The following is a 26,324-nucleotide window of genomic DNA, read 5'->3' as shown; positions in this document are numbered from 1 at the left end:
AATCAAAAGGGGAGAAGCTCTCCCCGAAGAGATGATTAACCTAGAGTAACGATAACTTCGTTTACTGAACCTTCCGCTTGAACTGGTACAGAGGCACCATTTACTGCTTCACTGTTCACAGTAATCGACTTAACGCCTTTGCTTACTGAGTCTGGGTTAACGACTTTGATGTTGTACGTTGCACCTAGCCATTGGCGAGTCACTTCGAAGCCTGGCCAGTTCGTTGGGATACATGGATCGATAGTCAGACCATCAAAGCCTGTTCGCACACCAAGGATAAAGTTGGTAACTGCGAAGTATGCCCAGCCAGATGTACCTGTTAACCATGGGTGGTTTGCACGACCGTGGTCTTGGTGGTCACGACCCATGATGAACTGCACGTATGAGTAAGGTTCTGCAATACGTTTTTCGATGATGTCGTTCTGGTTGTATGGGTTAAGTGCATCGTAGAATTTCATTGCACGATCACCACGACCCAGTTTCGCTTCAGCTACCCAAGCCCATGGGTTTGGATGCGAGAAGATTGCACCGTTCTCTTTTACGCCTTGGTAAACACGAGTCACGAAACCGATGTCATCGTTCGGCGTTGCAAATGATGGTGAGTTTAGATGCAGGCCGTACTCAGAGAACAGGTTCTCATCGACTGCGTCCATCGCTTTTTCACCGCGCTCTTGAGAAACCGCACCAGAAAGTACTGCTAGCGTGTTTGACTCAAGGTGCACTCGGCCTTCCGCTTGTTGCGCTGTACCGATCTTGTCACCATTCTTCGTCAGACCACGGATGTACCAACCGCCTTCGTCGTCCCAAAGATGTGTTTCACACGCTTCACGTACGTTTGCTGCCATTTCCGTGTATTTCTCAACATCCGCTTCTTTGCCTAGGTATTTCGCTAGGTCGATAAACTCTTGCAGTGCCCAGAAGTGAAGGAACGATACCATTGAAGATTCGCCACCACCGAGGTTCAGACAGTCGTTCCAGTCTGCGCGCAGACCTTTACAGATACCCGTTTGGCCGACGTATTCAGCCGAGAAGTCTAGCGCTGCTTTCATGTGGTCATAAACGGTTGCATCACCGCCGTCTGCGTAAGGGATCACTTCGTCAAAGAAACTGTGCTCACCCGTTTCCATCACGTACTTACAGATGGTTGGAACTAGCCATAGGTGATCATCTGAACACGTGTCTTCGATGCCGTGGATCTTGTCTTCATCAGAAGGCGTTGGAACGACGGTTGGAGATTTAGATGGCTTAACATCAGCTTTCTCAGGATCGAACCAGTCTGGATCGAACAGGTGCAGACCGTAACCTGCTTTCACTTGGCCACGAAGTAGGTCAACAAGACGCTTGCGGGTCATTGCTGGGTTGGCGTGAGGAACAGAAATCGCATCTTGCGCTGTATCGCGGTAGCCAAGACCAGTACGACCACCCACTTCGATGAACGAAGCAAAGCGAGACCACACAACACAAGTTTCTGCTTGGTATAGGGTCCAAGCGTTGATCATGGTATCTAGACCTTCGTTTGGTGATTTCACTTGGAATTTATTACAACGCTCATCCCAGTGTGCTTTGATGCCCGCAAATGCATTGTCTACTTCAGCGAGATCTTGGTATTTAGCGCGAAGGCGGTCGCCGTTGCCTTTACCGATACCTAGGATGTATGCGAAACGAACTTCTTCACCTGGTTGGATAGTAAATTGCTTGTGTAGAGAGCCACAGTGGTTGTAACACGTTTGTGCGGTGTTAAAACATTTACCTTGTTCTACTGCTAGTGGGTTTGCTTCGTCGCGGTATAGACCTAGGAAGCTGTCACGTTGGCCGTCGTATGAATCTGGGTCAAACGTTGAAGCTAGGTAGTAGAAACCTTCGAAATCGTTGGTGTTATAGTACAAGTCGTATTCAATCACACCTTCATTGTAAGACGTGCCTGCAGAGTACAGAGACATCTGGTGGTTTTGGTTGTCTGATTGAATATGGCTGAACGAAAATTCTACAAACGAGAATGCACTGATTGTGCGCGGCTTGTCTGAAGTGTTCTTGATAACCACATCCCAAACTTCAGCGTCTTCGCCTTTTGGTACGAATAGGGTTTTCGTTGCTGTAATACCGTTGTATTCACATTTGAACTTAGAGTAAGACAAGCCATGGCGAACTTCGTAGTTTGCTTCATCTAGGCTTTTTGCAACTGGTTGCCAAGAGATTGACCAGTAATCACCTGTCTCATCATCACGTAAGTAAACGTAGTGCCCAGGACGATCGAATGTCGCGTTTGGACGGAATTTAGTAACACGGTTGTATTCTGGAGAGTTATAGAACGAGTAGCCGCCTGCGTTGTGCGAGATAACGGTACAGAACTTCTCAGTACCTAGGTAGTTAGTCCATGGCGCTGGTACGTCAGGGCGAGTGATGACGTATTCGCGATTCTCGTTATCGAAATAGCCGTATTTCATTTGTGTATTTCCTTTTTACAATACTGCGTTTGCAGTCAAATTTAATAATTCTTTAAGCAAGATGTATTGTCATCTAGCTTGGTATTACTTCCACGGTTTACGGTAATTCACTCCCTGCAAATCAAGCAGAGGAAGGTGCCCTTTCAAACGTGATAAATAGTCGGTCCAATCGCGGTGTTGTTTTTCAGTCCAACATGCTTCTGCCATGGCTGTTAAGCGAGGGAAAATCATGTAGTCCATACGCGATGGGTTGTTGATGATTTCGCACCACAAGGCAGTTTGAATGCCCCAAATGCGCTTTCTGATTGGGTCATCAGCAGGGACTTCTGCTAATGGCTCATAGTTGTATGCTTTCTCTAATGGCAATGGGTTTGCCCAGTCAACACCTGGCTCTTCTGGTGCATAGTCTTGGGTCATGTCGAGGTAGGTGGTTTGTGCTGGTTGCAGCACTACATCAAAACCTTGGCGAGCGCAGTTCAATGCAGCTTCTTCGCTTAGCCATGAGTAGATCACTGTATCTTTACTCACTTTGTTGCCGTGTTGGGCTTCTTCCCAACCTACCATTCGTTTGCCTAATTTTCGTAGCTTGTCTTCTGCATGACGTAAGAAGTGCCCTTGTAGCTCTTTGTAATCGGTATAACCCAATTGCTCCATAAGAGCTTGGCAAGAAGGGCTCTTAGACCACACGCCATTAGGAACTTCGTCTGCCCCAATATGGACATAAGGCGCTGGGAATAGAGCTGCTACTTCTTCAAGTACTTTGTCGATAAACTCGTAACTACCCGGCAGAGCAGGGTTGATGACATTATCGTTATAGTGCTGAATGCTGCGATATTCGGTTTTGTCTTCCGCTTCAACAAGTAGGTGTGGCAGAGATTTGATTGCTGCGCGGCAATGCCCAGGAACGTCAATCTCAGGGATGATAGTGATGCCACGCTGTGCTGCAAAAGCCACCACATCTTTAATTTGCTCTTGAGTGTAGAAACCGCCGTAACGCTGAGTTAAATGGGTGTATTGCGGTTCGATGGTTTCATCGATACCACGCCAAGCGCCAATGTCTGTTAGTTGAGGTAAGGACTTAATCTCGATACGCCAACCTTCATCGTCCGTTAGGTGCCAATGGAAGGTATTGAATTTGTAATGTGCCAACAAATTGATGAGGCGTTTTACTTGCTCTACCGAGTGGAAATGACGAGCGCAGTCCAACATCATGCCACGGTAGCGAAAGCGAGGACTGTCTTTAATTGTGCAACAGACAACATCCATGGTATTGGTATGTCCATCATGCTTCATTAATTGCAATAGAGTTGCACAAGCGTGAGTAAAGCCAGATGAAGAACCCGCTTCAATCTTGATCGACTCTTCAGATACTTTAAGTCTGTAAGTACCTTCGTCCAGTGTTGGGTTACTTTTGAATAAGATTTTCCCACTGTTAGAAGAAGACAATTTGAATTGGTGAATGCGTTCAAGCTCTTCCAGCAACCATGCTTTTGCTGAATTCGCTAAATCTGTGTATATCGCGACACCAACTTGCTCATCGAAGCTAAACGACAGGTCACTCACTTCAATATGGTTGGGCTTTGGTAATAAAGGCTGTGCATGCGTTAAGCTTGCTGGAATATCACTGCGTTCGCGATAAGGTGAGGCCAAAACGATAGGAGTAACATCAACTTGTGCGCGTTGTGGATTTCCGTCAACGACAAAGTCAATCATGGCTTCATTAAATCCATCCGAGTAATAACGGAATGGGTTTGAACCAATACTGAATTCACAGTAATAGTGATGGTTGGCAGCCAGTACCATACCTTCCGGTTTAAGTGTGCAAAAGCTACCAATTTGAGTCAGTTGACCATTTGAAACGCTGTCTGGAAGAATATAGCGGTCGAAAGCGAAAGTCAGGCTCCAATTGTTTAGGTCTTGGTCGCTCAAATTGTGAAAGGTGAGCCCAAAACGGCAGTTTTGTTTTTGCTCAGAAAGGACCACTAGATCAACACGATATTCCATGCTCACTCCTACTCAACACTCACGGCGTAAAGGTTATGCTCTGGTTTACCAGCAAACATAATAGCTCCTTCAATCGCATCAAATTGAGGCTCTACCACCCATTGTTGAACGGGCGGTGACAGCCAATGCAGGATGCGTTCAGCAATACTGCCCATTAAGCAAATACGAGTCGCCCCGCGTTTGTTTAACGCAACCAGAAACATCTCAATATCGGCAGCGGTCTGCTTAAGCATTTCAATCGCTAGTGCATCACCTTGTTCTGCATGTTGGAAAATTGCTGGAGAAAATTGACCGTAATCGCGAGGTAGAGCTTGTTTAGACCATGCCACTATGTTGTCGATGTCATTTTCAAAATGAGCCATGACATGCGCTGCTAGAGGTGTTTTTTCACGGATGCCATCTTCTGCTAGCAAGACTTGTTGAATCAGGCGTAATCCCATTACTGCGCCACCGCCTTGGTCGGAGATCGGGAACTCACGTCCACCAACAACGTGCTGCTCAAGGCCTTTCAGGAAAATACCGCAAGAACCGGTTCCAGCAATCATGATTGCGCCATCTTTACCGCTGTGCGCGCCAATACAAGCACCGTAAGCATCAGTGTTGAGTGTCATACTGGCAAATGGGTGTTCCAAAGCCATGAATGCTTGCCAAGAGGTTTTGTGTTCAGCTCCCGCAAGAGCTAAGCCAACGTGCATAGAGGCAAAGTCTTGCTGAGTTAGGCCGCCTTGCTGCGCTGCTGAAGCTATTGATTCAAGAATGGATGCCATTGCGACTTCCGCTCCCAGCATGATGTTTGCACTGCCGCTTTTCGCTTCACCAATAAAGTTACCTTGCGCGTCTTTGATACGGGCTCTGCATGAAGTGCCGCCGCCGTCAATACCTACAAAATACATCCCCATGGTTATTGCTCCTTAATTTCTTGAGAGTTCGCTAAAGTCGAGATGTGCTGAGCCTGACTCATTACTGCGAGTAGATACCAAGCACCATGCGGGATCCATTGTTCTCCCCAGCGCCAGTTTTGAAGCATGTCGTCTTTCTGTGCTGGTGGATTAAATGCAATGTCTTCCTCATCTTCGAAACCGCCGGTGATGCCGTTGCACACGCCACCTTTTGCATTGAAGAAACCATATTGAGGAAGGTAGTCCGGATTGTTACGACCATGACCGTCCAACATGCACATGTCGTACGGGTTCAGCCCCACAATCCAGTTGATAGAATCTTGTGCGAGTTTAGAAAGCTGTTGCTTTAGAATTTCTGACTCAATAAATGGTTGTGCCAAATACGCCATGGTTGCCAGTGAACCTAAGCGAGCATTCTCACCTTGCCACCAGTAACCCGATTCATTGTTGTGTGCCACAAAGAACGCATCACGCTTCGCTTCGTCTACGCCTTTTACATATTGGCGTGGGTAACCAAATGGGTTCTTCACTCTATTGGTGATAGAGACTTCAAACTCACAGGCTTGAGTTATGATTTGTTTTGCTACTGAAGCGCGCTCAGAGTCGTCTTCAATCGCCAAGTATTCACATAGTGCGATAACAGGAAGCCCTGCTTCTGCCGCATGGAAGTAAGGGCGGCTGCCATCATGATTGGCAGCCCAAAAATGTTGAATGTGCTCATCACTCATTTGACGAGCAGAAAGACGATTTGCCCATACGCGGCTGTCTTCTAGGTAGCGTGTTTCTTTGGTGGTCTTGAATAGCTCAACGGCTGCAAGCAATGCGCAGTATTCATCGATGATGTTCTCTTCACCATCGTTTAGATATTGGGTGTTGTGCTCTTTTAAGTGCCAGTAGCCGTTTTCTGCTGCATTACGGTATTTTTGTTGGTCGAACTCACCGTGAAACTCCAGACGTGCTGCTGAAGCTAATGCCGCAATGCTAACGCCAGCACCTTGTCGGTAACCGGCTTGGTAGTCATCAAACTTATGACCAAGTTGGGTTTCGTAGGCGCAGATTTCACGTTGAGCTGTGTCTTTACTCCACTTGTCGAACACGGTCATGTAGAAGAAGCCTTTTTCGTTTTGCATACGAACAAGGAAGTCTGCACCGAACAGGGCTTCTTCAATAAGGCGAGTAGAAGTGAATTTAGCCAGTTTGTCGTTGCCTTCAAGCAGAGACAAACCTTTCAATATGTTCCACACCACCATTGGTGTCTGCTGTGGGTTTAGGTAGTTTGCGTATGACAAATGACTCAGATATTTACTGACATCGCCTGAAGCGTCATACCAACCGCCGTGAACATCTGCGGTTTCGTCGGAATTTAGCAGTGGAACTTGACGATCTTGTTGATCAAAAATGCCACCACAACGTTGAGACTTAAAGTAGTGGACCACGTCAGATAGTGTTTGATCGAGAAGAATATGTTCACCAATTTCAAAGTGAGATGAACGCAAATGATCGAAACGAAGGTAGTAGTTACCGGGAGTATTAAATGAAGAAAAGTCTACAAGATAGAAATGACCTTGATGCCAGCTCGCTACTTTGCCTTGCTTTTCCACTGTTAGCGTAGCGACAGTTTGGTGGCTGTCCGCACAAACCAATAAAGCAGTATAAGAAGACAGACGTGGTTGGCTTGTCTGGATGATCGCTTTTTTAGGGCCCAGACGCTCGTAACCAATGTGGTTAGTCAGTAGCAGCATTCAAGTTTCTCCGGGAAACAATAAAATATAAAGGGAAAAAGGGGCCAGGTTTATACCTGACCCTCGTTATGATTAATCTTCAAATAAGTAACAACGAACAAAGTGGTTGTCAGATAGCTGAGTTACAGCAGGCAGTCGCTCACGACATTTGTCTGTGGCATGAACACAGCGTCCTGCGAATGGACAACCAACTGATTCTGGCGTCCAAAGTGGGATTTCGCCTTTGTTGCCTTTCAACTTCTCGTGGATTGACTTTGATGGATCAGGAACGGCAGAAACCAGTAGTTGCGTGTATGGGTGTTGAGGATCGTGAATGATTTCCTCTGTGTCACCCCACTCAACCATGTGGCCGACGTACATAACCGCAAGATCTTCAGCGATGTAACGCGCTGTCGCGATGTCGTGCGTGATGTAAAGCAGAGACATTTGTTTCTCAAATTTCATTTCTTCCATCAGGTTAAGAACACCGGCACGGATTGATACGTCAAGCATTGATGTTGGTTCGTCAGCCAGTACCACTTCTGCTCCAACCGCAATATTACGAGCCAAGTTCACGCGCTGACGTTGACCGCCAGAGAGTTGATGTGGGAACTTTTGCGCCGTTTCTTTTGGTGGAATCAGACCAACTTGTTCTAGTAGGTTGTACACGCGCTCTTCCAACTCTTTTTTGTTGCCCGGTGATACCTTCTTGTGGATCAGAAGTGGGCGAGCAATATGATGGAAGATGTTGTGTGTAGGGTTTAGCGAGCCAAACGGGTCTTGCCATACCATTTGCACACCTTCACGGTAAGTCATCAAATCGTGACGAGAGGTGATGTCTTGAATATCACGACCTTTGTACTCGATGATGCCATCGGTTGGTGCGTACATTTTAGCAATCATTTTTGCAGTAGTAGACTTACCTGAACCAGACTCACCTACCACTGACAAGCCGCGGCTCTTGTACATTTTGAAAGATACGTCGTTGATTGCACGCATCTTAGATTGTTTGATTGAGTTACTGTTTAAAGGGAAGTCCTTAACGACATTTTTACCTTCAATCAGCAGTTCGCCGAATTGTTTGCTCATAATTCTCTCCAGTGTAATTTTTGTTCTTAGCTAGCGTTATTTTTTGTTGTTAAACCTTAGCTTGAGCAATGGTGTCGCCGTACAAATGACAATTTGAGAGACGACCTGGTTCAATTTGACGTAGTTGCGTTGGTACTCGTGTACATGCTTCATGTACGCGGTCGCAACGAGCTTGGAATCGGCAACCTTGTGGCACTTCTAGCAAGTTCAGCGGGTTACCCGGAATACCAGTCAATTTGGTCTTTGGACCAGTTAGTGGAGGGAAAGAGCTACCCAAACCTTTGGTGTAAGGGTGGTAAGGACTCTCCAGAATCTGCTTAGAAGGTGCAACTTCAATTAATTCACCTGAGTACATGATGCCGATACGGTCAGAGAACTCGACCATCAAAGACAAATCATGCGTGATGAACAGGATTGAGAAACCAAACTCTTCTTTAAGCGCGTAAATCTTTTGTAGAATTTCACGTTGAACTACTACATCTAGTGCGGTAGTTGGTTCATCCATGATGATCATTTTTGGATTCAGAGCCAAAGCTATTGCGATTACTAAACGCTGACGCATACCACCAGAGAACTGGTGTGGGTAGTCGCTTAAGCGGCTTGGGTGGATATCAACGATTTCCAGCAGACCTTCAGCTCGTGTTTTTGCTTGAGCACGCGTCATATTGGTATGACGCATGATGACGTCGCAGAACTGTTCTTCCATAGTAAGAACAGGGTTCAAAGCGTTCATCGCACTCTGGAATACCATCGACATTTCGCTCCAACGGAACGCTTGCATACGGTCATCGCTGTACTGGAGGATATCTTCGCCATTGAAGATAACCTCACCACCAGTAATAAATGCTGGCGGCTTATGAAGGCGCATTAGCGAGAAGGCAACAGTCGATTTACCACAGCCTGATTCACCTGCTAGGCCGAATACTTCGCCGGGTGCGATGTCAAAGCTGACGTTGTTACAGGCGCGGACATCGCCCGCATCTGTAATGTAGTCTACGCATAGGTTACGGATAGAAATTAGTGGTGCAGTCATGATTATTTATCTCCGCTCCATAGTGCATTTTGTGGTGCCAGTTCAGGCTCACGCTCTTTCTTGTCTTTTGCTGCTAGTTTCTTCCAGCGCTTCATGCCTTTGTGAGAGCGAAGCTGCGGGTTCGCAATTTCATCAACGGCGAAGTTAAGTAGAGCAAGACCTGTAACCAGTAACGTTAGTGCAATACAAGGTGCTAGAACTTCCCACCATGCGCCAATTAGCATCGCCGATGAGGTTTGCACGTTGTACAGCATGATGCCCCAACTGATGGTGTTCGCATCGCCCAGACCTAGGAACGAGATTACAGCTTCCGTGTTGATTGCTAGCATTACTGAACCGATGAAGCTTGCACCTACGATTGGGATAAGGTTTGGTAGAATCTCAACGAAGATGATACGAAGAGATGACTCACCAAGAACCTCAGCCGCTTTAACAAATTCTTTTTCACGCAAGGCCATGGTTTGAGCTCGAACCACACGTGCACCCCAAGCCCAGGAGGTACCGGCAATGATTAATGCAATGGTGAGTGGCCCAGCCTCCCCGATAAAGGCGGCAAGTACGAACAGTAATGGCAGTTGTGGGATAACTAGCATGATGTTCATGGCAGCACTTAACACGTCATCAACACGACCACCAAAGTAACCAGCAGAGATACCGATAACCGTCGCTAGGAAACACACGATAACACCAGCGCCGAAACCAACACCTAGAGATACTCGCGCGCCGTATGCCACTTGAGACCAAATGTCACGACCCATGCGAGACGTACCTAGAACGTGGTCCGCTTTTTTCGACATGATAAGCGTACGACGGTCGTCGGCTAGATTTTTAGCCACCCAGCCATCAGGGTTGTTTTGCGCTTGTTTTACAACAAAGCCAGGGTATTCATGTGGGTTACCCGTGCGTTTGTCTGGAGCGTGTTGAGTAATTAAAGGAGCAGCCACTGCAACAAAGATAAACAAAGCGATAATGGCTAAACCAACACGTGCGAACGCGTTACCTAAAATCAGTTTAAATAGTTCTTTCATGATTATTTGCCTCCCTTACGTAGGCGAGGGTCTAGAATCATGTACAGCATGTCAGCCATTAAGTTGAAGCACAGCATGAACATCGTCATGATAATTAGCTGACCTTGAAGTACTTGGTAGTCACGTGCGTGAATTGCGTTTAGAAGCACTGTGCCTAGGCCTGGGTAGTTGAAGATCATCTCGATGATAAGCTGACCACCGATTGCCATACCTAGAGACATTGAAAGTGCTGTAACACTTGGTAGTAGCGCGTTACGTGCAGCGTAGTTAAATACAACACGGTTTTGGCTTAGACCCTTACCTTTTGCCATCGTGATGTAGTCTTCAGCAAGAAGGTTGATCATGTTGTTACGCATATTTACTAGGAAGCCACCAATCTGAACAATCGTTGCACAGAACAATGGAAGAACCGCGTGATAACCAACGTCCTTTATGAATTCCCAACTTGTCCAGTCAGGAATGGTACCCGGTGTGTAAGCGTAACCAGATGGGAACCATTTAAGACCGATTGCAAAAATAAACAGCGCTAGCATCGCGATAACCATTTGCGGGATTGCTTGGATAATCAGCGTTCCAGGCGTTACAAATGCATCGTATTTGCTACCACGTTTCCATGCTGCAAAGATACCCAGTACAGATGCAATAGAGAATGAAAGCACAACTGCCGTACCAGCTAGGAATAGTGACCAACCAAATGCACTGCCTAGTAGAGAGTTAACTGAAAGCGGGTAGAACTGGATAGAAGTACCTAGCTCCCAGCTTAGAATGTTTTTAATGTACGACAGGTATTGAACATAAATTGGACCATCTACGAAACCTAACAGCTCTTTCATTGCTGCGATTCGCTCTGGTGTTACCTGTACTGATGCGTTAGCAAACATCATGGTAACTGGGTCACCAGGCATTGCTCGCGGAATAATGAAGTTTAACGTCGCTGCAACCAAGAGCGCGACAAGATAGAACGACAAACGTCTTAAAAAATAACCCATAACTCACACCTTACTCACCCAGATTTTTTCCCTGTTTCTGGTTTCAGGTCGCTCCTAGCGAAATTTAGAGCGAAAAATCCCCTGACGACGAGCGCCATATGTTGGTTTGGTCACAAGGGGATTTTTATAGGCGGCACACGGGATGTGTGCCGCTAGAAATGAACTTCTACTTATTTAACTGGTTTTAGATCCAATACGTGAAGTAGACGCTCTGGGATACCAGCCCAAATGTTTGGACGGCCCTTAGGATTTTCTTCGTTCCACCAACCAGTGAAGCGAGTTGTGTTGTATTGGTACATGTAAGCACCAGACAATACAGGAATAGTCACTTGGTCTTGAGCGATGATTTGCTGGATACCGTGAGCGATTTCTAGCTGTTCTTGCTTATCAGCTGTTTTGTAGAAGCTGTTAAGTAGGCCATCTAGCTTATCGTTCTTGTAGAAGTGCATCGCGAAACGAGGCATACCGTCGCCAGACTGAAGTGCTGAGTTGTAAGCACTGTTCCAGTAAGTGTATGGGTCTGCACCGTGGAAGTAGTTGGTGTACGCAACATCGTAAGTACCTTCAAGCATTGCTTGGTTGTACACAGAGAAATCTGGTGTACGAGCACGTGCTTTGATACCTACTTCTGCAAGTTGCTCAACGGCAAGCTGTACAGTGTTGTTGAAGTCAGTCCAACCGTTTGGAGATTGGATTAGAAGCTCGAAAGACTTACCTGATGGAGTGTCAACAAAACCATCTTTGTTTACGTCTTTGAAGCCAGCTTTAGCTAGAAGCTTCTTAGCGCCTTCAGCGTTGTATGAGTTGTAAGCTTTGAACTTGTCATGAGTCTTTTCGTCAGACCAAGCTTCGAATGCGTAGCCAAGGCCAGATGCGAAGTCGTTCACAGTACCGCCGCCGTAGAAAGCGATATCAATGATAGTTTGACGGTCAAGAGCCATAGAGAATGCACGACGGAAGTCAACGTTAGTTAGTGCTTCGTTTTTCGCTGCATCTGGGTTCTTGAAGTTTACAACGAATGCCTGTGTACCTGCTGGCGGGTACCAGTAGTGGTGTTTAGGGCTCGCTGCTGCGTAAGTACGGTCGATATCTGGAACGAATGAAGAAGTCCAGTCCATCTCACCGTTTACAACTTTACCTAGGAATTGGTCGTTGTTTGCGATTTGTGGAACACGTAGACAGTCAACGTCTAGGTTCGCTGCATCCCAGTAGTTCGGGTTTTCACACTGGATGTACAGTTGAGGAGTGAAAGTGTCGATCACTGTGAATGGGCCAGAACCTACTGGATTTTCGTTAGTGAATGTTGATGGATCTTTCACTTTGCTCCATACGTGCTTAGGTACAACTGGTACTTTAGCAATTTCGTAAGGAACGTTTGAGTTTGCTTCGCTTAGACGGAACTTAACTTTGTAATCGTTAACTTTTTCTACGCCAGTTACCCAAGAGTTGATACCAGATTGGTCTAGCTCTGGCTTCTCTTTAACTAGGTTGAAAGAGTAAACAACGTCATCAGCGGTAAACGCTTCGCCGTCAGACCATTTTACGCCTTTACGGATATCGAAAGTTACGCTCATTAGGTCGTCAGACATTTGGAAGTTTTCTGCTAGACGGAATACCGGTGTGTTACCGTGCATTTCGTTGAAAACAACTAGAGGCTCGTAAATAAAGTCAGTAGTTGTGTGCAGGTTAGTTGCACCCAAGAAAGGGTTAAAGTTACGAACAAAAGTTGTAAACTCTTTAGGGTGGATAGTCAGTTCACTGCGCTCAGCGGCTGTAGCTACTGATGCAAAACCTGTAGTAGCCGTTGCAATAATTGCTGTTGCTAGTGCTGTTTTTTTAATATTGGCAAGCATAGCTGTTCCTTACTATTTGCTTTCATTTCACTAATGGAATTGAATGTCATCAATTGATAAACACTCTCCAAGGCCCACCTCTTCACTACACTTCAAATTGTGTCGCTCTAAGAGTGGCCTGTAGGCCTTAGGCAGGACTAAGAAAACACCTTATCCACAAAATAATCAAACTCGATTCCCGTTAAAAACGTTAAAAACTAAGTCAACTACGTTACAAACGTCATTTTGTTCGTTTTTAAGTCTCTGTAGGCTAAAAAACAAACGTTGATATGTGTCGCAGTTTATATCCGCAAAAATACTGAGTGTTAGTAGTTGCTTACGTCATGGGCCTTTTATTGTATGTTTATTTTGTGTTCTCTTTGCTTTGGCGATCTGGCTCACACACGAAAATTTTGTTAATTAACTAGGTGAAATTTAATCTGCCGTTCTGTTGTGATTGACTTCGCAATCTCCGTTAATTGTTGGTCAATTTTCCCTTTAAAAGTAAAAAATAGCCCATTTCGGCGATGAAATTTGGCGGCTGATTATGCTTTTTTTATAGGGGAAAGGAAGTGTTTTTTCTGCGTATTTGTTCGAAATGACACGATGCTATTTGCCGTCGCTCAACCTAGAAAAAACTTGGTTTAATCGTCTTTTAAAAATGATTCTGATATGTTGCTTCCAAGTCTTATAGGAAGGACTGAGGTGGGAAAGTGGTTCATTATTGAGTGGTGAATGAGGTGAGTACATTTGAGCATTGCTGTGGAAGCTAGGGTGGCTGCTTTTACTATCAAAAAAAGCCCTGCGCGAGGCAGGGCTTGAATTAAAATAGGCATGCTTAGCTCGTGAGGAGCCTTTGCAGTTTGTCCCGCTGTGCTTCGATGTAAGCACGTTCTGGGCTTTGTTCTTTACAGTGCTCAAGAATAAACTCTATCGAGTTTAAAACGGTTCTCCAGCGTGGTGTTTTTGGCAAAGTTTCGATGCGCATGTATTTATCAAGTGTTCGAGTCTGTAATGTACTGCGGTCTAGGTAAACACGCCAAAAGCCGCTTTGCTCAGCGAAAGCAAACTTGGTTTCTCCTGTAACGGACTCCCAGTATTCTAAAGCATGTGTCATCGCATCAACCAGTACTTCACGCATCAACTCTTGTTTATCTTTCTTATTGCCTAATGCTTTGTCGGCAAGACGAGTAAACTCTCCGCCCAGCTCTTTCAGTTTTTGTAGTTGATCTTTGTCTCCATCGAACGCATAGCATGAAAGAACTTCTACTGCGGTTTCCAGATTATGAATACGTGCTGCGTTTGCTCCACCACCAACGTTAAAGATGTACATAACGTCTAAACCAGAGCCTTCTGGCAGTTTGAGAATGTCTGCTTCAATGTTTTGACGAATATCTTCGATGTAGATATCAATCTTGCCACAGTAGTGTGGTTGCTTGACGGTTAAGAATTTTGGCGCAATGAGTTCATCAGCTGATGAGCGTTTTAACTGTTCTAGGCTGCGTTTGAAGAGTTTACAAGCCGCCTCGTTGGCAAAGCGAATTCGTTGGTCTTCTCGCAAACAGATGATGGCCTCTGGAGCAGATTCAAGTTGCTCTAACAAACGTCCTTGTGTTTCAAGTAAACTGGCTTCGACTTCTGCGCGTTGACGCAGCTCAGATTCAAGCAACTTGTTTTCCATGTGACGCATTTCGGCTTTGCTTGCTGTCAAATGCGCTTGGATTCGAGCGGCTAGTTCTTGTTTATTAAATGGTTTGGACAAGTAATCATTTGCACCAGCCTCGAAGCCTCTTACACGATCTTCTGTCTGGCTTAATGCCGTTAACATTATGATCGGCAGTTCTGCGTGGTCGTAAGTGTTACGTAACTCGCTACATACTTGGTAGCCACTCATGCCTGGCATCATGATATCCAATAGTAACAGCTCTGGTTTCTCTTGTTCAATTAACGCTAGCGTATCAGGGCCATCTGAAATCGTACGCACTCGATAGCCTTCCAATCGTAAGAAGCTCTCTAAAACGCGTAAGTTTACTGGTTCATCATCTGCGACGTAGAGTAGTGGACCATCCGGATTTTCTGGCAGAGATAAGTCGTCGGTGTTTTCCAAATTTGCTTCAGGGATTTGGAAGTGACCACGAGCCGCTAGAGTTTGTGTTGCTTTTATTTCCTCTTCTGTTGCAAGAGGTAAAGTGAAGCTAAAGGTTGTTCCTACCATTGGTTGACTACTTACATACAGTGAGCCGCCCATCAACTCGATAAGCTGACGGCTAATGGATAGGCCGAGTCCTGCACCCTGACGGTAACGACTTGCATCTTGGCCCGCCTGAATGAGCGGTTCAAAGATGTGCTCCAAATGTTCCGCTGGGATACCTTGTCCAGTATCAACGACTTGGACGCGCACTTGGTCGTCCACCACATTTGCGGAGATGACAATTTTACCTTCTGAGGTGTACTTAATTGCGTTACCAATCAAATTGTAAAGCACTTGCTCTATACGTTGTGGATCGGCAGAGACCGCTTTTAAATCCGCAGGGACTTGGTTAATGATGCGGATTGTTTTGTTACCTAATAGGTGGCCAGAAAGTTCCAGTACCAAACGTGTTGCACTTGCTAAGCTTACCGCTGATTTTTGGATATCCATGCTGCCATAGCGCATCTTATGATAATCCAATAAATCATCAACGAGATTTGCCAAGCGCTGACCACTCTTAATAATGATGTCTAGCTGGTATTTTTGGCTCGCAGGAATCGCACCGTTTGCGCCAGATACCAATGTCTCTGCAATCCCCACCATACCGTGTAGCGGTGTCCGCAATTCGTGAGACGTAGTTGCTAGGAATTCATCTTTGAGTTTGTCTGCTAATTGCAACTCCTCGTTTTGCTTTTGAATCAACTTAATGTTGCTCTCAAGCTCTTCGTTTTGTTGTTTAATCGTTTGAATCTTTTCTCGAATTGAGCGCTGCATACGTTCAAAGCTGATCGCAAGACGCCCGATCTCATCTTTTCGCTGAGTATTAAAGGTCGTCTCATCTAAGTCACCAGCAGACACTTTCTCTGCTGCCCAAGTAAGCTTGAGTAGCGGCGAAGTGATGAAATTAGATAAGTAATGTGAAGCGATAACGACTAATACAATTGCAATCAACATCGCAATCACAAACAGTTTCTCAAGCTGATGGATACGGGCAAACGCTTCTTTTTCAGGAAGCTGTACGACTAGCGCCCAAGTTAGACCACGAGTTTCAATGGGTGCAAACGCCGCGATCATCTCTTCACCTAAGCGGTTGCTGTAAGTGCCTACTTCGGTTTCGCCCGCGAGTGCTTTGTCGATAATTTCTAGGCTGTTTTGGATGTTGTCTTGCTTGGTGTTAATTGTGCGAGGTTTGTGATCACTGCCAACCAACAAAGTCTCAATAGAAGAATCACGGTTAATTTCTGCAATTAGCTTTGTAATGCCATTGTTTGGTAGTCGGAACATGGCATAGCTGTGCAGGTAACCTTGCTGAACAATCGGTGCACCTAGCCAGGCGACTTGCTTACCGTTTTCGATCTCAAAGTCAGAAAACACAACAGGTGTGTAATCTTCATTGACTTTACGACGCGCATTAACGTCCTCCGACAGACGTTTGAATGTTCTGCCCAAGGCGCTGTCTTTATAGCTGCCAGTCAGTAAGTTTGTGCCGTAATTGTCATCTTTATTGATCGAATAAGTCACGTTACCGTCAATGTCGACCAACAAGATGTCGTTGAAGTCAGAGCGCTTTAACAGTTCTAGATACGCCCAGTGGTAGCGTTTATGTAATAGGCGATAACGCTCACTACCAACATAGTTAGAGGACTCTGGCAAAATTGAAGTTTTTATCTGGTCGCCACTGCCTTGGATATAACGTTGCTGTGCGTTCTCTCTCGCTTCGTCAATATCATGCCCTAGGCGACTGAATGCATTGACTAAACCATAGAATCGACCACCACTGGCATACGCCAATTCTGAGCGAACAAAGCCCATGACCTCAGTTTCTTGAGCCGCAAAGTAGTCGATGATCTGTTGTTGCTTCGTGTCACGCACAGAAAGTAGGTGTGAGGTACTTTGTTCTTGAAGATCTTTACTGTGTGACTGCAGGAAGAAAATCGCAGTGATCGTCAAAGGCGTGATACTAAGAACCAAAAACGCGGTCATTAGCGTGCTTTGCAGGCGCTTAAATTTCTGCTTTTTGTAGAATTTAAACATGAATAAGATTACAACTCATAAAAGGGCAGCGACCAAATTACTAGGGCTTGCCAAGGTTCTCGTTAAAAACGGATAAGAAGTTAGATTCGATAGAATTAACAAAATTAACGAGTTTTTTTTCTTTGACAAGAAAGTTGATTGCAAAGCGTGGGGAGTGACGCAGTTTTTCGAAGAGTTGAATGAAATTTAAGTAAGAAGTGCGCAGGATTTCACCTGCGCAATAGAGAGGCTAAGGTTTTTTCGCGTAGTAAATCGAGAACTTATTGGTCTTATTTAGCGTCTCGCAATTATTGAATGTTTGCTCAATAATTGGAGGGTATTTCAAGAAGCTGTTTGCAACGATGATCATTTCACCATCTCGTGTCATGTAGCGTGGTGCTTGTCCAAGTAAGGTTTCGGCAGCGTTATAGTTGGTGTCTAAACCACTATGGAATGGTGGGTTACTAATGATGAAACGGTAGTCTTTAGCCGTGTCTGAGTAGATATCTGAGGCAAAAACACGACCTGATAACCCGTTCGCTTCGAGTGTTGCTTGGCTTGAAGTGATGGCATACGCGTTGATGTCACACATTTCAATCGCAATTTCTGGATTGGCTTTCGCCATAAATGCACCTAAAACACCTGCACCACAACCGAAGTCGAGCACTTTACCTGACAGGTTTGGCAACGTTTCTAAAAGTAATTGGCTACCCAAGTCAAATTCACCATGGCTGAATACACCTGGAAGGCTTTTTACTTCAACGGATTGTTCTCCAAGAGTAATGGTATAAGATTTAAACCATTCTGCTTGATCAAACGGCTTTGGCTCGCTCAAGCATGTTCCCCAGTAAAATGAACAACGACGAGCCGTGTCGTACTTCTTCACAGGGCCATAGCCTTTAAACATTTTCTCAATGCTTTTCACGCCGGAGCGATTTTCGCCGACGACTACGATCTCAGTGTTGATGCCTAGCTTCGCCATTAACATAGCGAGTAGGTACTCCGCCTCTGGCTTTGCCTTTGGCCAGTACAGTAACACCATGTCTGCCTGCGTATCGGCATCAAACTCTGAACCAAAATGGCTTTTGATTTTTTCAGAAGTACTGATTTGACGGTAATAGCTGTAGTTTGAAGTGAATACTTCAACAGACTCACAGTGATCCACCAGTTCCAGTGGAAATAAGTCTTCTACTTCACCAGCAACTAAAACGTGTTTTCCGTTAAAATACTCGAGTTGACGCTGAGCTATTTGGCTTGGAGCGATATAAGCAGACATAAATTTGGTTCATCAGAAATAATTAGGGCCAGATTTTCGCATAATCTGGCCCAAGCTTGAAGTGAATAAGCGGTTGTTAGCTATTGTCTTGTTGGTTGAGGAAGTCTTTAAACTCTTCTTCGTAGATATTGAATAGAACCATAGTCACGGCAAAGATCAGTGGACCGTAAATAAGGCCAATTAAACCAAATAGATGCAGACCACCCAGCAGCGAGAAGAAGATCATTAGCGTGTTCATGCCTGCGCTGCCTTGCATTAGCAATGGACGTAATAGGTTATCGATCGAACCAACGACAACGATACTCCACACCGTCAAGAAGATTGCCCAAGTGGTGTCACCAGTCAGGAACAAGTAGGCTGCTGCTGGAATCCAGATCAGTGCGGTACCGACCACTGGAATGAAAGAGGCGAAGCCCATCATGGTGCCCCAGAATAAGCCCGGGAAACCAGCAAGCCACATACCGATACCGCCAGCGAAACCTTGCGCTATTGCGGTTAAGAAGGAGCCCATAACTGCAGATTTCGATACTTGCTCAATTTCGGTCAGTATTTTGTCTTCTTGGCTACGAGAGAGCGGCAGAATATGGCGCATCGCCGAGATGATCTTGTCGTGGTCACGCAGTAGGAAGAACAAAACGAACAACATTAGGAAGAAATCCATTAGGAAGTTCGTTGCATCACCGAGGATTTTTGCGCTAATAGCTACAAGGTTTGAACCAAATGATGTGGCGAATTGACCAATCTTCTCTGCGATAGCTTGAGGCTCTATTTTATCGAAAGGTAAGTACTCATTAACCAGTGCTAAACCTTTGACTACCCAAGGGTGTTGGAAGATATCTTGGATTCCACCATTGGTCACCCACTTATAGGTGTTTTGAGAAAAGACGGAACCTTGCTGAACGATAGCAGCAAAGACAAACAACAATGGAATCACAATAATAAAGGTTAGAACCACGCAAGAGAGTAGCGAGACCAAGTTTTTATGGTTAGGCATTTTGCTCTCAAACCACTCATGTATTGGGAACATAAGTAGCGAGATGATAAAGGCCATTACGATTGAGTTTACATAGGGCTCAACCAATAAATAGCAGGCAAAAGCAGCGGCGAGTAGTGCAACAACTAACACTCGGTGACTCGACGTGATTTTTACATTGTTCGGCATGGGATTAATCCAACTTACGGATGATGTTACGGCTAGCGCTTTATACCACAGCGTCAAACCTTTATTACTTTGCACCGACGATTCTTTCAAGCTTATGACATAGCCGAATTGGGAAGGTGCAACGGACCTTGTTATAATGACCACAAATCAGGCAGTTATCAATCAAGAGATAGAAAAATGGGTTGTTGTAACGGTGACAAGAAGTGTCAGAGTGAAAAGAAAACTAAGCGTATTCCGTGGTTTGGTATCGTTCTTGGCGTGTTAGCTATCTTAGTGATTTTTAACTGGCAAGCGTAATGCAGGCAATAAAAAAGGACCGTGAAGGTCCTTTTTAGTATTGATGTTCTGGGGAGAAAAGCTTACTTCGCTTCTTCTGCCAGAATTGCAAAACAGCGATCTGCCGCTTCTAATGTTGCATCGATCTCTTTTGAGCCGTGTGCAAGAGAAGTGAAGCTTGCTTCGAATGCCGATGGCGCTAGGTATACGCCGTGTTTTAGCATTAGGTGGAAGAAACGTTTGAAGCGCTCAACATCGCACTTAGTCACGTCTTCGTAGCACGTTACGGTTTCTTGGTCAGTGAAGAAGAAGCCAAACATACCGCCCACTTGGTTTACTACCAATGGCACGCCGTGTTTGTCGGCAAGTTCTTTGAAGCCTTGTGCAAGTTGCTTAGTTTTTGCTGCTAGGCGCTTTTCGTTCCCTTCTTCTTTTAGAAGGTTCAAACATGCAAAGCCTGCTGCCATTGCAACTGGGTTACCAGAAAGCGTGCCCGCTTGGTAAACAGGGCCTGTTGGCGCTACGTATTGCATGACTTCTTTACGACCACCAAAAGCGCCCACTGGCATACCACCACCGATAACCTTACCTAGTGTCGTTAGGTCTGGTTTGATGTTGTAGTGTGCTTGCGCGCCACCAAGAGCAACACGGAAACCTGTCATTACTTCATCAAATATCAGTAGTGCGCCTTCTTGGTCACAGATTTCGCGTAGACCTTCATGGAAGCCTTCTACTGGTGGAATACAGTTCATGTTGCCCGCAACTGGCTCAACGATGATACAAGCGATTTCGCCTTTGTTTGCAGCGAACAGTTCACGTACTGAATCTAGATCGTTGAATGTTGCCGTTAACGTATGCTTAGCAAAGTCTGCAGGAACGCCAGGAGAGCTTGGTTGGCCTAGAGTTAGTGCGCCAGAGCCCGCTTTTACTAGCAAGCTGTCAGCGTGGCCGTGGTAACAACCTTCAAATTTCATGATCTTGTCACGGCCAGTGAAGCCACGAGCAAGACGGATAGCACTCATGGTTGCTTCTGTGCCAGAGCTCACCATGCGGATTTGTTCCATTGATGGCACGAGCTCAGACACAAGTTCAGCCATTGCGATTTCCATCTCAGTTGGCGCACCAAAACTTAGACCGCGTTGTGCTGCATCGATAACTGCTTGACGGATAACTGCGTGGTTATGACCTAGAATCATAGGACCCCAAGAGCCAACGTAATCAATGTACGCTTTACCATCGGCATCAAAAATCAGGGCACCGTCTGCTCGTTCGATAAATAGCGGAGAACCGCCAACGCCGTTGAATGCACGAACTGGTGAGTTCACACCGCCAGGAATGGTTTGCTGAGCCTTTTGATATAGCTCTGATGATTTGGTCATGGGGTTATCCTCTTTTGATTGCTCGGACCAAGTGGAGCGCATTGTACCTAGCTAATTTCAAGTTAGAAACGTTTTGGGTAATTTATGTGTAGTCTGGCGTTGTAATCTTACATATCAGCATCGGATATAAAGAATCGGCGGTGAATACTTGAACGAGTTGGTCAGGTATTGGATAATCGCTCTAATTAGCACAAATTTGACGTCTTGCTTCAGGCTTGACGCATTACACGAGTGAGAGAGGTCTTCGTGAGCGAAGTAAACGTACCATTGTCTTTTTCTGATGCCGCGGCATCTCGCGTTCAAACGTTGATTGCGGAAGAAGAAAACCCAGCGCTGAAATTACGCGTATACATTACTGGTGGCGGTTGTAGTGGTTTCCAGTACGGTTTCACATTTGATGAGAACGTAAATGAAGGCGACACAACAATCGTAAACAGCGGTGTAACACTGGTTGTAGACCCAATGAGCCTGCAATACCTAATCGGTGGCGTGGTTGATTACACAGAAGGTTTAGAAGGAGCTCGCTTCTTCGTCAATAACCCAAATGCGACGACAACTTGTGGTTGTGGTGCATCATTCAGTGTTTAATTAACACGACAACAGGCAGCCAATTGGCTGCCTGAGTTTTACGTAGCAGGAAGTCACGTAAACGCACTCCCAGTTCCAAAGAGAGCTGCGAGCTAAAAATAAAAAGGACTTTGTATGTCTGGATCTTCTTTTGGACGTCGTATTGTAGAGCGTCCATGGCTAGTCTCTCTAACGCTTGTGATCGCTTTAGCTGCTTGGCTCGCAATGGGTCAACTTAAAGCACAAGACGAAACGGCTTCTCTTTCAAACTCTCAATCTGAAGACACACCTGTTGCTAAGGTGATGTTCAACTCTTTTACCGCCCAACCAACCAGCAAAACCATTGAACTGTACGGTCGCACTGCACCAAATCGACAAGCTCGCCTAGGGGCTGAAGTCGCAGGTAAGATCATCAGTTTGAATGTGCAAAAAGGGCAAAGCGTGAAACAAGAGCAGGTGATTGCCAATATTGATGAACGTGACCTCGATATTCAGCTCAAACGCGCTAAAGCGATGCTGCGTGTTAAAGAAAAAGAGTTTAAAGCCGCAGAGTCTCTGAAAAATCGAGGCTTACAGGGTGAAGTTGCGTTTGCCACAGCACAAGCTGCCTTGGTTGATGCTCGAGCAAGCCTAAGTAACGTTGAAACTGCACTCAAAAACACCAAAGTAAGAGCGCCTTTCGATGGCATTCTTGACCATAGATTCGTTGAAGTTGGTGATTTTGTTGGTGTTGGCGATCCGATCGCCACCGTTATTGACCTTGAAAAGTTAGTCATCGAGGCGGATGTGAGCGAGCGTCACATTCAGTATTTAAAAGAAGGCCAAGTCGCTGACGTTCGCACGATCAACAACGTTCACCATCAAGGCACGATTCGTTATATCGGACGTGTGTCTTCGACTTCAACCAATACGTTCCCCATTGAGATCGAAATTGATAACCGTGAGAGTGTAATGCCGGCGGGGATCAGTGCCGAAGTCGTGTTGTCTTTGAGTGAAGTGTTGGCCGTAAAAGTGACCGCAGCGATGCTCGCGCTCGATGAAGAAGGCAACCTTGGCATCAAGACACTGAGTGATCAGCATGTCCACTTTGTTCCTATTCAACTTGTGAAAGCCGAAAAAGATGGCGTTTGGCTGTCTGGATTGGGCGACCAAGTTGATATCATTGTGCTCGGACAAGGTTTTGCGCGTGATGGTGATTTAGTGATGGCGACCAAGGTGGATGACGCCATCGAAGCCGCGAATCAGCAGTAAGGAGGCAATATGTTTGCTTTGATTGATGCTGCGTTATCGCGTGCACGTACCATGCTCACCTTATTGGTGATGATTTTGATTGCAGGTGTGATCACCTACATCACGATCCCCAAAGAGTCGAGTCCCGACATCACTATCCCAATCATTTATGTTTCTGTTGGGCATCAGGGGATTTCACCAACAGATGCAGAACGCTTATTGGTACGCCCAATAGAGCAAGAGTTGCGTTCGATTGAAGGCGTAAAAGAAATGACCGCTGTGGCTTCAGAAGGTCATGCCTCTGTGACGTTAGAGTTCAGTGTAGGCGTCGATCTTGCTGAAGCTATGGCCGATGTGCGTGATGCTGTCGATCTAGCTAAGCCGAAGTTGCCAGAAGACAGCGATGAACCGACCGTAAATGAAGTCACATTTGCCTCTGAAGAACCAGTACTTACGGTTGTGCTTTACGGGACTGTACCAGAACGCACTACCGTACAAATCGCTCGCGCATTGCGAGATAAGTTAGAAAGCTATCGTCAGGTGCTAGAAGTCGATATTGCGGGAGATCGGGAGGACATTGTAGAGATCGTCGTCGATCCATTGCTGATGGAAAGCTACGGTTTGGATCAAGCGGATATCTACAACTTGATCGCGTTAAACAACCGTGTCGTAGCAGCAGGTTTTGTCGATACGGGATATGGTCGTTTCTCAGTTAAAGTCCCTTCTGTTTTTGATTCTTTAAAAGACGTCTTAGAGTTGCCAATTAAAGTTAATGGCAAAGAGGTGATTACCTTTGGAGATGTGGCGACGGTGCGTAGGGCGTTTCGTGATCCTGAGAGTTTTGCTCGCTTAGATGGTAATCCTGCTGTTGTTCTCAACGTCAAAAAGCGCGCGGGTGAAAACATCATTGAGACAGTTGAGTTAGTCAAACAAGTAATGCTCGAGGCACAAAAGCGTTCAGAGTGGCCGAATAACCTACAAGTCAAATACACGTGGGATCAGTCTGATGACGTCAAACTGATGCTCAACGATCTGCAAAACAACATTCTCTCGGCAATCATTCTTGTGGTGATTGTTATCATTGCAATTCTTGGGGTTCGAACGGCGTTGCTTGTTGGGATCTCTATTCCGGGTTCTTTCCTGACGGGGTTATTAGTTCTGTCGGTATTTGGCTTAACGGTCAACATTGTTGTGTTGTTTGCTCTCATCATGGCAGTCGGCATGCTCGTTGATGGGGCAATTGTCGTGACAGAGTTTGCCGATAGGCGGATGCAAGAGGGTATACCACGTAAAGAAGCCTATCGTGATGCTGCAAAACGTATGGCATGGCCGATTACAGCTTCTACGGCCACCACTCTCGCCGCATTTGCTCCATTACTCTTTTGGCCAGATATTACTGGCGAGTTCATGAAGTATTTACCATTAACCTTAATTGCAACCTTGACTGCTTCTCTTGTAATGGCGTTGTTATTTGTGCCGGTTATAGGCGGAATCATCGGTAAGCCTCAAGCTGTTAACCAGAAAAGCCAGCAAGAGATGGTTGACTTGCACAACGGAGAGTTTGAGAAAGCGACGGGCATTACAGAGCTTTACTATCGTACGTTGTCGATTGCGATTAAGCACCCACTTAAAGTGTTACTTAGTGCGATATTGCTTGCGGGTGGAGTCGGTTTTACTTACAGCAAAGCTGGCTTAGGTGCGGAGTTTTTTCCAGAGGTAGATCCTGCATTCTTTACCGTCAAGGTGCGTTCTTACGGTGATTTATCGATCAACGAAAAAGACGTCGTGATGAAAGAGATCGAAAAAGTCATGCTAGGACACGATGAGTTTGAGAGTGTCTATACGCGTACCGGAACGGATTCAAATGATGGTGATGAGATTGGTCAGATTCAGATTACGCCTGTCGATTGGCAATATCGTCGCAAAGTGAAAGACATCATTGAAGAGCTCAAACAGACTACTAATCAATTCTCAGGTGTAGAGTTGGAGTACAAATTCCCCGATGCTGGTCCGCCAGTAGAGCATGATCTCGTCATTGAAATGTCGGCACAAAACTCAAGCATTGATCAGTTAGACAGTGCGGCCAAAATGGTTCGTTACTGGGCTGATCGCAATCCCGCTTTAACTAACTTGAGTGACACCACTAATAAAGAGGGGATTGATTGGCAGATTGATATCCGCAGAGACGATGCTTCTCGTTTTGCTGCTGATGCGACTTTGGTTGGTAATACTGTCCAGTTTGTGACTAACGGTTTGAAGATTGGTGATTATCTGCCCGATGATGCCGATGAAGAAGTCGATATCTTAGTGCGTTATCCGCAAGATAAGCGGGATATCGGGCGCTTTGATCAATTACGCGTAAAAACGGCGGCTGGCTTAGTTCCGATCACGAACTTTGCGCAGATTAAGCCGGACCATAAGCAAGATACGATTCGACGTGTTGATGGTCGACGCGTAGTGAACATCAAAGCAGACATGGTTGAAGGTTATAACCTTGCTCTTGAATTACCAAAGATAGCTGCAGAAGTAGAGCAGCTGGGCTTGCCTGCTGGTATTGAGTTTAAAATTCGCGGTCAAAACGAGGAGCAAGAAAACTCTTCTGCGTTTTTACAAAGTGCCTTTATGGTTGCACTTGGCGTTATGGCGTTGATTTTGATTACCCAGTTCAACAGCTTTTACCAAGCCTTTTTGATCCTTAGTGCCGTCCTGTTTTCTACGGTTGGAGTATTTGCCGGTTTGCTTATCTTCCAAAAACCGTTCGGTATTATCATGTCAGGTATTGGTGTTATTGCGTTAGCGGGTATTGTCGTCAACAACAACATCGTCTTGATCGATACCTACAACCAAATGCGTAAACGTGGTCTAGACAAGTCGGACGCGATATTACGGACTGGGGTTCAGCGCTTGCGCCCTGTCTTGCTTACCACAGTGACGACCATATTAGGCTTGTTGCCAATGGTGTTAGAAATGAACATCGATTTGGTGAATCAAAAAGTTGAATTTGGCGCACCAAGTACCCAATGGTGGTCTCAATTAGCAACCGCAGTTGCTGGTGGCTTGGCATTTGCGACCGTGCTGACTTTGGTTTTAACGCCTTGCCTGTTAATGCTTGGACGTGAGCATAATATTGATGATTCTCAAACAGAAACAAAAGAGGCAGCCTAGGCTGCCTCTTGGTGATTCAATTTTTA

At 45.6% G+C, this 26,324-nt stretch carries 16 protein-coding genes; 3 read left to right on the top strand and 13 right to left on the bottom strand.

The genetic code is table 11. The features are described from left to right. Positions 1–35 precede the first annotated feature (35 nt). The 13 genes from OQJ86_RS03720 to hemL all read right to left on the bottom strand — a co-directional run bounded on the left by OQJ86_RS03720 (position 36) and on the right by hemL (position 21,336). Entirely contained in the window at positions 36–2,444 is a 2,409-nt protein-coding gene (locus OQJ86_RS03720) for a GH36-type glycosyl hydrolase domain-containing protein (RefSeq protein ID WP_265986541.1), read from the bottom strand. A gap of 84 nt (positions 2,445–2,528) precedes the next feature. Further along, complete coding sequence (locus tag OQJ86_RS03715) at positions 2,529–4,448, bottom strand: beta-N-acetylhexosaminidase (RefSeq protein ID WP_063344830.1); 1,920 nt, start codon at positions 4,446–4,448, stop codon at positions 2,529–2,531. An 8-nt stretch (positions 4,449–4,456) separates the two neighbouring features. Further along, the gene (locus OQJ86_RS03710; RefSeq protein ID WP_038865831.1) at positions 4,457–5,347 is read right to left on the bottom strand and encodes an N-acetylglucosamine kinase; all 891 of its coding nucleotides are present in this window, start codon (positions 5,345–5,347) and stop codon (positions 4,457–4,459) included. Positions 5,348–5,349: 2 nt separating this feature from the next. Continuing rightward, positions 5,350–7,089: a glycoside hydrolase family 9 protein gene (locus OQJ86_RS03705; protein ID WP_063344829.1), complete on the bottom strand. Its 1,740-nt coding sequence runs from the start codon at positions 7,087–7,089 to the stop codon at positions 5,350–5,352. A 72-nt stretch (positions 7,090–7,161) separates the two neighbouring features. Continuing rightward, a complete protein-coding gene (locus OQJ86_RS03700) occupies positions 7,162–8,157 on the bottom strand; it encodes an ABC transporter ATP-binding protein (protein WP_038878947.1) in 996 nt (331 codons plus the stop codon). A 49-nt stretch (positions 8,158–8,206) separates the two neighbouring features. Next, complete coding sequence (locus OQJ86_RS03695) at positions 8,207–9,190, bottom strand: ABC transporter ATP-binding protein (protein WP_005386550.1); 984 nt, start codon at positions 9,188–9,190, stop codon at positions 8,207–8,209. Positions 9,191–9,192: 2 nt separating this feature from the next. Further along, the gene (locus OQJ86_RS03690; RefSeq protein WP_039976207.1) at positions 9,193–10,218 is read right to left on the bottom strand and encodes an ABC transporter permease; all 1,026 of its coding nucleotides are present in this window, start codon (positions 10,216–10,218) and stop codon (positions 9,193–9,195) included. Positions 10,219–10,220: 2 nt separating this feature from the next. Beyond that, the gene (locus tag OQJ86_RS03685) at positions 10,221–11,207 is read right to left on the bottom strand and encodes an ABC transporter permease (protein WP_038865841.1); all 987 of its coding nucleotides are present in this window, start codon (positions 11,205–11,207) and stop codon (positions 10,221–10,223) included. Between the two features lie 170 nt (positions 11,208–11,377). Then, positions 11,378–13,060 carry an ABC transporter substrate-binding protein gene (locus tag OQJ86_RS03680; protein WP_038865843.1) on the bottom strand — a complete coding sequence of 561 codons (1,683 nt, stop codon included), beginning with the start codon at positions 13,058–13,060 and terminating at the stop codon, positions 11,378–11,380. 817 nt (positions 13,061–13,877) lie between these two features. After that, positions 13,878–17,264: a response regulator gene (locus OQJ86_RS03675; protein ID WP_265986535.1), complete on the bottom strand. Its 3,387-nt coding sequence runs from the start codon at positions 17,262–17,264 to the stop codon at positions 13,878–13,880. Between the two features lie 229 nt (positions 17,265–17,493). Further along, a complete protein-coding gene (gene rsmC / locus OQJ86_RS03670) occupies positions 17,494–18,519 on the bottom strand; it encodes a 16S rRNA (guanine(1207)-N(2))-methyltransferase RsmC (protein ID WP_038865846.1) in 1,026 nt (341 codons plus the stop codon). Positions 18,520–18,595: 76 nt separating this feature from the next. Continuing rightward, positions 18,596–19,681, bottom strand: coding sequence for an AI-2E family transporter (locus OQJ86_RS03665; protein WP_038865847.1), 1,086 nt, complete (start codon positions 19,679–19,681; stop codon positions 18,596–18,598). Between the two features lie 359 nt (positions 19,682–20,040). After that, entirely contained in the window at positions 20,041–21,336 is a 1,296-nt protein-coding gene (hemL, locus tag OQJ86_RS03660; RefSeq protein WP_038865849.1) for a glutamate-1-semialdehyde 2,1-aminomutase, read from the bottom strand. 246 nt (positions 21,337–21,582) lie between these two features. On the opposite strand from hemL, the gene erpA reads away from it, so the two are divergent. The 3 genes from erpA to OQJ86_RS03645 all read left to right on the top strand — a co-directional run bounded on the left by erpA (position 21,583) and on the right by OQJ86_RS03645 (position 26,298). Further along, positions 21,583–21,924 (top strand): iron-sulfur cluster insertion protein ErpA, encoded by a 342-nt coding sequence (gene erpA / locus OQJ86_RS03655; protein WP_005439421.1) that lies wholly within the window; start codon positions 21,583–21,585, stop codon positions 21,922–21,924. Between the two features lie 114 nt (positions 21,925–22,038). Next, the gene (locus tag OQJ86_RS03650; RefSeq protein ID WP_038865850.1) at positions 22,039–23,154 is read left to right on the top strand and encodes an efflux RND transporter periplasmic adaptor subunit; all 1,116 of its coding nucleotides are present in this window, start codon (positions 22,039–22,041) and stop codon (positions 23,152–23,154) included. A 9-nt stretch (positions 23,155–23,163) separates the two neighbouring features. Beyond that, positions 23,164–26,298 (top strand): efflux RND transporter permease subunit, encoded by a 3,135-nt coding sequence (locus tag OQJ86_RS03645; RefSeq protein ID WP_265986533.1) that lies wholly within the window; start codon positions 23,164–23,166, stop codon positions 26,296–26,298. Positions 26,299–26,324: the final 26 nt, after the last annotated feature.

The sequence above is a fragment of the Vibrio sp. Sgm 5 genome, from assembly GCF_026241575.1.
GTDB classification, from domain to species: domain Bacteria; phylum Pseudomonadota; class Gammaproteobacteria; order Enterobacterales; family Vibrionaceae; genus Vibrio; species Vibrio jasicida.
Note: the sequence above shows the minus strand (reverse complement) of the source record. Positions and strands in the feature narration are given on the sequence as shown.

What these genes read in the sequence shown, in the direction of transcription:
- OQJ86_RS03720 (WP_265986541.1), bottom strand. Translation starts at nt 2,444, where the DNA reads ATGAAATACGGCTATTTCGATAACGAGAATCGCGAATACGTCATCACT.
- OQJ86_RS03715 (WP_063344830.1), bottom strand. Translation starts at nt 4,448, where the DNA reads ATGGAATATCGTGTTGATCTAGTGGTCCTTTCTGAGCAAAAACAAAAC.
- OQJ86_RS03710 (WP_038865831.1), bottom strand. Translation starts at nt 5,347, where the DNA reads ATGGGGATGTATTTTGTAGGTATTGACGGCGGCGGCACTTCATGCAGA.
- OQJ86_RS03705 (WP_063344829.1), bottom strand. Translation starts at nt 7,089, where the DNA reads ATGCTGCTACTGACTAACCACATTGGTTACGAGCGTCTGGGCCCTAAA.
- OQJ86_RS03700 (WP_038878947.1), bottom strand. Translation starts at nt 8,157, where the DNA reads ATGAGCAAACAATTCGGCGAACTGCTGATTGAAGGTAAAAATGTCGTT.
- OQJ86_RS03695 (WP_005386550.1), bottom strand. Translation starts at nt 9,190, where the DNA reads ATGACTGCACCACTAATTTCTATCCGTAACCTATGCGTAGACTACATT.
- OQJ86_RS03690 (WP_039976207.1), bottom strand. Translation starts at nt 10,218, where the DNA reads ATGAAAGAACTATTTAAACTGATTTTAGGTAACGCGTTCGCACGTGTT.
- OQJ86_RS03685 (WP_038865841.1), bottom strand. Translation starts at nt 11,207, where the DNA reads ATGGGTTATTTTTTAAGACGTTTGTCGTTCTATCTTGTCGCGCTCTTG.
- OQJ86_RS03680 (WP_038865843.1), bottom strand. Translation starts at nt 13,060, where the DNA reads ATGCTTGCCAATATTAAAAAAACAGCACTAGCAACAGCAATTATTGCA.
- OQJ86_RS03675 (WP_265986535.1), bottom strand. Translation starts at nt 17,264, where the DNA reads ATGTTTAAATTCTACAAAAAGCAGAAATTTAAGCGCCTGCAAAGCACG.
- rsmC (WP_038865846.1), bottom strand. Translation starts at nt 18,519, where the DNA reads ATGTCTGCTTATATCGCTCCAAGCCAAATAGCTCAGCGTCAACTCGAG.
- OQJ86_RS03665 (WP_038865847.1), bottom strand. Translation starts at nt 19,681, where the DNA reads ATGCCGAACAATGTAAAAATCACGTCGAGTCACCGAGTGTTAGTTGTT.
- hemL (WP_038865849.1), bottom strand. Translation starts at nt 21,336, where the DNA reads ATGACCAAATCATCAGAGCTATATCAAAAGGCTCAGCAAACCATTCCT.
- OQJ86_RS03650 (WP_038865850.1), top strand. Translation starts at nt 22,039, where the DNA reads ATGTCTGGATCTTCTTTTGGACGTCGTATTGTAGAGCGTCCATGGCTA.
- OQJ86_RS03645 (WP_265986533.1), top strand. Translation starts at nt 23,164, where the DNA reads ATGTTTGCTTTGATTGATGCTGCGTTATCGCGTGCACGTACCATGCTC.